The sequence below is a fragment of the Herpetosiphon giganteus genome, from assembly GCF_016907925.1.
Lineage (GTDB): Bacteria > Chloroflexota > Chloroflexia > Chloroflexales > Herpetosiphonaceae > Herpetosiphon > Herpetosiphon giganteus.
Genome location: NZ_JAFBCZ010000040.1, coordinates 44,632 through 50,726, shown reverse-complemented (window position 1 = coordinate 50,726; position 6,095 = coordinate 44,632). Strand labels below are relative to the sequence as shown.

The 6,095-nt window shown below is 62.1% G+C and carries 5 protein-coding genes; all 5 read left to right on the top strand.

What is annotated here, in order from left to right; all coding sequences use genetic code 11:
- The coding region (locus JOD20_RS24030; protein ID WP_239584047.1) for a M23 family metallopeptidase at positions 1-882 on the top strand (882 nt) is incomplete at its 5' end.
- Positions 883-890: 8 nt separating this feature from the next.
- The gene (locus JOD20_RS24025) at positions 891-1,268 is read left to right on the top strand and encodes a hypothetical protein (protein WP_204757712.1); all 378 of its coding nucleotides are present in this window, start codon (positions 891-893) and stop codon (positions 1,266-1,268) included.
- A 161-nt stretch (positions 1,269-1,429) separates the two neighbouring features.
- Positions 1,430-1,945 carry a carboxypeptidase regulatory-like domain-containing protein gene (locus JOD20_RS24020; protein ID WP_338034210.1) on the top strand — a complete coding sequence of 172 codons (516 nt, stop codon included), beginning with the start codon at positions 1,430-1,432 and terminating at the stop codon, positions 1,943-1,945.
- Positions 1,923-4,121 (top strand): hypothetical protein, encoded by a 2,199-nt coding sequence (locus JOD20_RS24015; RefSeq protein ID WP_239584046.1) that lies wholly within the window; start codon positions 1,923-1,925, stop codon positions 4,119-4,121. Before JOD20_RS24020 ends, JOD20_RS24015 begins: the two co-directional genes overlap by 23 nt.
- 36 nt (positions 4,122-4,157) lie before the next feature.
- Positions 4,158-6,080: a pre-peptidase C-terminal domain-containing protein gene (locus JOD20_RS24010; protein WP_204757710.1), complete on the top strand. Its 1,923-nt coding sequence runs from the start codon at positions 4,158-4,160 to the stop codon at positions 6,078-6,080.
- Positions 6,081-6,095: the final 15 nt, after the last annotated feature.

Genomic DNA, 6,095 nt, shown 5'->3' with positions numbered 1-6,095 from the left:
CGATTGGGCAATGGTATGGGCCTCCGCCACCCATCGCGTTGGATCGCTATTGTCCCGCATCAGCCGCTACGGCGAAATGGTGACATACTGATGATCCAAGCGACGTGGTATCCGAGCGAGGACGCTGCGCAGGCGTTAGGTATCAGCCCCGCCACCGACCCGCCGCTTGAGGAATCAGGCGACACGTTGATCGGCGGCTACCCGATCGGCACCAGTAGCCGCACGCTGGTGTTTGAAGCGCCCGCAGGGGATGCCCAGGCATGGGGGATTACACTCACGAACGCCGATACCAGTCGCGATGATGGTGCAGGGAGCGGCCAAGTCTGGGTTTTACTGCGCAACGACCCGAATTGCACGACGGGCGTGGGTGGCGGAGCCAGCGAGGGCGGGGCGGTTCCCCCCGCAGGGATTCCGAGTACCGGATCAGGCCGTTGGCCTGTTCCTTTAGACACGCCAATTACCCGTGGCTACGCCTGCCACGCCTTTTTCACGGGGACGCGTGGCCCGTGTGGAGGCGCGACCCCGTGGTGGCATGACGGCATCGACTTTGCGAAACCGGAAGGCACACCGCTGTATGCCACGCGCGATATGACCATCCTCTTCGCGGGACGTGACACCTCAACGATTGATTGTTCCGGTATCAGCGGGTCAAAATCACCCCATTTTGGGTTTGGGAATTATGTCAAAACACAGGATGCGCAAGGCTTCAGGTATTGGTATGGCCACGTTTCCGCGTGGTCGGTCAGTGCAGGCCAAACCGTGCAGGCAGGCCAGCAGATCGCGTCGATGGGGTCAACAGGCTGTTCCACCGGATCGCATCTGCACTTTCGGGTGCGACTGAACGGCCTCGATAGAAATCCGCTGGATGTTATCGCGAAATAGGAGGAACGATGCACACCTTGGTTCAAGCGGTGGTGGCGGCCTATGCCAGCGGCACGCCGGATGTGGTTGCGCTGACGCTGGCCCATATGACCACGCAAATCACCGGACAGCCCATGGCAGCGGAAGCCTATACGACGCTCTTGATGCACTGTCGCTCAGGGCTTCGGGCGATGGAGCGCGACGGCACGGGCATCATTCCGCTCGTGCTCAACGATGGCCGCACGGTGTTGGGGATTCGGCTCACGCTCGATCAGCGCACGCTGCTGGTGACGGTGTTGCCGTGGAAAGGCGAGATTTGTACCGTGGTGCGGTGGCTGGATCGCTTCGGCGTGGCCAGTCCACGGGTACGGATTCCGCCCTTGGCACTGCGGGAGGTCGGCGCATGAGGCTCATCTTCTTCTTCCTTATGGCAACGCTCACCCCTGTGGTCGCAGGGCGCGGTGATTTGACCCTGTTGGTGCGTGACCCCACAGGCCAACCCATCCCCCAGTTAACCGTGACGGTGTTTCAGGACACCGACACCGATGGGCGCGTGCTGGTCGCGACCATGACGACCGATGTCACCGGACGAATCATGCTGCCGCAGCTGGCATGGGGACTGTACATTGTGCAGTTTCAGGGCGCAGGGATTCAAGCACCAGAGCAGCAAAACATGGGGCTGCTCGACGACGGCGGGGGGACGAGCAATGGCTTTGGGGTACGCTTTGCCGAGGCGGCTCGCACCGAGCGCTTTGTGCTCACGCCGATGAATGGCGAACCAGCCCTCGTCCCACTCTTTGACATGGCCGAGCGCGATGATGCGCCGCCCCAGCCCTACGATCCGCTCGTGGCGATGATCGGGGTTCCGACCCCCACGCCGTTTTTGGTACGCGATGTCGTTGAAGGGCGGGTTGATGCCAGTGGCCAGCCGATCCGTGCCCGATGGGATACTGGCTGCTTCATCGGCATTGGCCTCATGGTGTGGGGCATGGCGCTCATCGCGTTTTTGGGCTGGTGGCGGTTGCGACGATCACGGCCCCCAACACAGCAGAAGGAGGCTGATGATGCCGGATTGGATGGATAATTTAGTCCAACAGCCGCTCTACCAGTTAGAGCAAACGGTCGCGCAGGTGACGTGGGGGATCAATCGGGCGATGTTGTTCATTGTGGATGTGTTGGATCGCTTTCGCGAACAACTGGTCACGACCGGATTCACGCGGGCGCTGGATACGGTCAGCACCGAGATTTTAGGCATTAGCCGCCCCGTGGTGGAATTGTCGTTGACCGTGGGCATGCTCTTAATCATCGCTACGCCGATTATCAAATTCCAGTGGGTGAATATCAAGAAGGTCTTAGGCTTGGCCGTGATTGTCCCGCTCTTGTTGCCGATGCTGGCAGGGGGCTTTCAGGACATCGACGCAGCCCGCAGCGATCTTGGCAGTTTGTTTTATAACCAAATCTTTAGCGGGTCATCGTTCAACATCGCGCCCAGTGACGCGGCGCAGGGAACCGAGCGCGGGATTTTGGTGGATGGCAGCGGCCAGATTCCGGCCTATGGGCCACGGAATGACGGACGGTCGGGCTTACGTGGGGTCGATATTGCGGCTTCCTACTTATGGGCCACGCGGGCGGATGTGATGGAGAGTAGCCGCCTGTTACCGACGGCGTTTGAACAGCAGTATTTTCCCTACGATATTGGCCAATTTGGCGATCAAGAAAGCGCGACGCGCTGGGAGTTGATCGAACGGGCAGGCGGCGGGATTACGCGCACCGTGTATGGCCTGATTTTGGTCGCCTTCGCCTTTCTCGAAACATTAATCAATTTGGCGTTTACCCTTGCGTTGGGCTTTCAGTTGATTGCCCTCATCATTGCGACCTTATTCATGTGGTTCACGCCCTTTGAGGGCATGGTGGTTGGGATTATCAAGAAGATGGCCGACCTCATGTTACAGAGCTGGGGCATCAGCGCGGTGCAAGGCTTGACACTCGCTGCCGTGGTGAGCGCCGCCAACCAAAGTGGCTCGATTGCCGTGCTTGGGGTCGGGATTCTTGGGCTTGCCTTAGAGATTGTCTATGTCACCGTGGCCTATAAGGCGGTTATCGGGGCGATTACGGGCATGGGGAGCAGTAGCGGCGGCATCAGTTCGGTCGGGCGGGCGTTGGCCCCCGCAGCGGCGTTGGCCACGGGTGGCGCGAGTGCGGTACTTGGTGGTGCGCTGGCTGCCCCGAAAGCGGCACTCGCCTACCAAACGGCGCGTCAGTCCGGCGTGAGCAGCAGCGCGGCCTTGGGCTATGCCGCCCAAAGCAATCGACCCCTTGCCGCGATCGGCAATCTCGCGACGATGATGGGCTATGGCAATAGTGAATACACTGCCGGAGCCGCCATTGGCCAGAACGCCAAGGATCGCCGCTATGGCATGCACAGTCCCATGGCCCGCCATCAATTAGGGATGCACGCCGACCGCGAGCAGCAACGCACGGAACGAACCCAGGATCGCCAAGTGGCCCACGCGCGCCAACAGCAGCAGGAGGCGGATCGCCACCATGCGCTCGAACGGCAGGCCCAGCAGGCGATGGCGCGAGAACAAGCCCAGGCCCGCCAAGCCCAGCAGGAGGCGGAACGACAGGCCGAACGGCAAAAACGCATGGCCCGTGAGGCGTATGAAGCGCCCATCAAAGCCATCGGGCGACCGCAGATTGCCGAGGCGATGACCAACGCCTATGCGAGCGCCTATGCGAGCGACCCGACCACGCCAGCGAATGTGGACAGTGTGACCAACGCAATTGGCCTTGCGCCTGGTGCATTTGGCTACCAGACCGCCGCCATCCAAACCGTCTTGGATGATTTACATGCAACGCCGTTTGCGCCGGATTTGGCGCAGCGCCTCATGGTGGAGGCGGGACAGGAAGGGCAATTTCGACCGGAAACCCGCGCCGAAGCGCAGCACGACTTAATGGCGAGTGGGATGACCGAGGCGGTTGCGAATCGCCGGATGCAGACGATGGAGCGGCATATGCAACGCATACCCAGTGGCGTGAAGGTCAGTGATGCCGAGGCCGCCGCTGCGCTTCAACAGCAACCGAGTTCGTATGCAGGCTACAGCGCGGAGCATCGGCAGCGGCCCAGCGAGCGTGAACCCGTGATTACGCCGACCCCCGAACGGATTGCCGCCCCGCCCCCTGCGGCCTTGCGCGCGCCAACGGAACAACGCCCACGCGGCTATGGGCGCACCCCGCGCCGATCCCGCGCTGGCCAGTAATCGATCCGACAAACCCTGATTGAGAAAGGAATAGCGATGACTCGCACCCTTGTGCGGCGCTGGCCCACGGTAAGCATGCTGCTGATCGTGTGGTTGGTGCTGCTCACGACGACCGCCCGCGCATCCATGCCGCTGGCGGTGCAGTTCACTGTACCCGAAGCAGGCCACGGTGAACCCGTGACGCTGACGATCACCGCAGCGATGCCGCTGGCCACCACAATCACGGTGGATATTGCAGCCCCATTGACCGTCACCGCATCGCCTGCGGATTGCCAACCGACCGCAGCCCAGTGGCAGTGTCGGACGAGCGACAGCCCATGGATTGGGGTGTTTGCCGTGGCGTTTGACCCCACCACGACCATTGGAACCGTGGCCACCGCAACCGCGACCGCATCCGATGCCAGCGCAACCGCGCAGCTGGTCGCAATTGGGATTCCCGCCGCGACGGCCACCGCAACCGCGACGAGCCAGCCAAGCGTAACCGCGACCATACCAAGCGTGGCCACCGAAACCGCGTGGCCACCCGCAACCCCGTGGCTCACGCCCACGCCGATGCTGCCGAGTGCCGAGCCAGTACCCGATAGCGCGGAACCCAATAATGAGGCGAGTCGTGCAACGCCATTGGGCGCGCCCGCGACGCTGGATAAACTCTCGTTTTGGCCATTGGGCGATGTGGACTATTTCAGTGTCGTGATTAAGCCGAGCCAAGCAGGCCTCACGCTCACGATCAACACCTATTTAACGGTGGGGTTGGATACGCAGCTGCGCGTGTTGGCCAGCGACGGTGCTGAAGTCGTGAGCAATGATGATGTCGGGCCAACCGACCCGCGTTCGTCACTCGCCGTGCGCGCCGAAGCCGGAACCTATCTGGTGGAAGTGCGCAACGTGGCCCCGACCCATCCAGCCTTCAAAACCTATCGCTTGGAGGTGGCATTCATCACAGCCCCCGTTGGCGCGCCAAACCCCACGGCGGAGGCCGCGCCCGCAGCGGCCCCGTGGGATAGCTACCACGGCAACTACCAGTGGGACACCGCCGCGCTCATTCCCATCGGCGCGACGGTGGAGGCCCTGACCTTTGGCTGTCCTGACTATGCCTATTTGGATTTGGCCAGCTGCACCGTGCCCGACTTTTTCACCGTGAGCGTCAAAGGCGGCTTGTGTTATTCGGCGAGCACCACGGTTTCGCCTGGCGTAGACAGCAACTTAATCGTGTATGGGCCAGAACGGGACATGGCCGCGCCATGGGCTGGCAACGACGACGCGACACCGGAGGACGCAGGCAGCACGGTGCTGTTTTGTGTGCCCGAAGCGGCAGGGGTCTTAGATGCCTATCTGCTGATTGGCCAGGTCGGCAGGCTCGCCCCACCCCTGAACGAACGCACCTACACGCTGCGGGTTGATCGCTGGTTGCCGACGACGGCCACGCCAACGGCCACAACCACGACGATCCCCATGGGAACGGGTGGCACGGCAGGCGGCAGCGCCCCGAATAACGGTGGTGATGGCATGGGCGGCGCGCCGAGCGGGAGCAATCCCCAGCCCCAACCCGCCGCCCCGCAGCCGACCACGATCCAGCGTGATACGCCATTAGCAGGCATTCAGATTGAGGAAATCGCGATCGCGCAAGCGGCCCAACCCACGGCACAGCCCACCATTCTTGTTCCGCTCAGTGTCGTGGTCTGTTACGACGGTATTCACAGCAATAAAAGCTGTGACATCGACGAAGGGGTAGCAGGTGTGACGGTCTACGTGACCGACGAACAAAGCGGCACGGTGTTGGCCCAAGCCGTCACTGACCCCAGCGGCAGGGCGGCGATGAGCGTGCGGGTGCGCGACACGGCCATGCTGATTGTCAGTATGCCGAGCTTCGATGCCACCCAGCGGGTCTCAGCGCGCACCCCGCAGGTCAAGCCGATCATGGTCTCGACCGTGACCCCCTTGCCTGCACTGCTGCCTTAAGTCAATGAGCGAGGA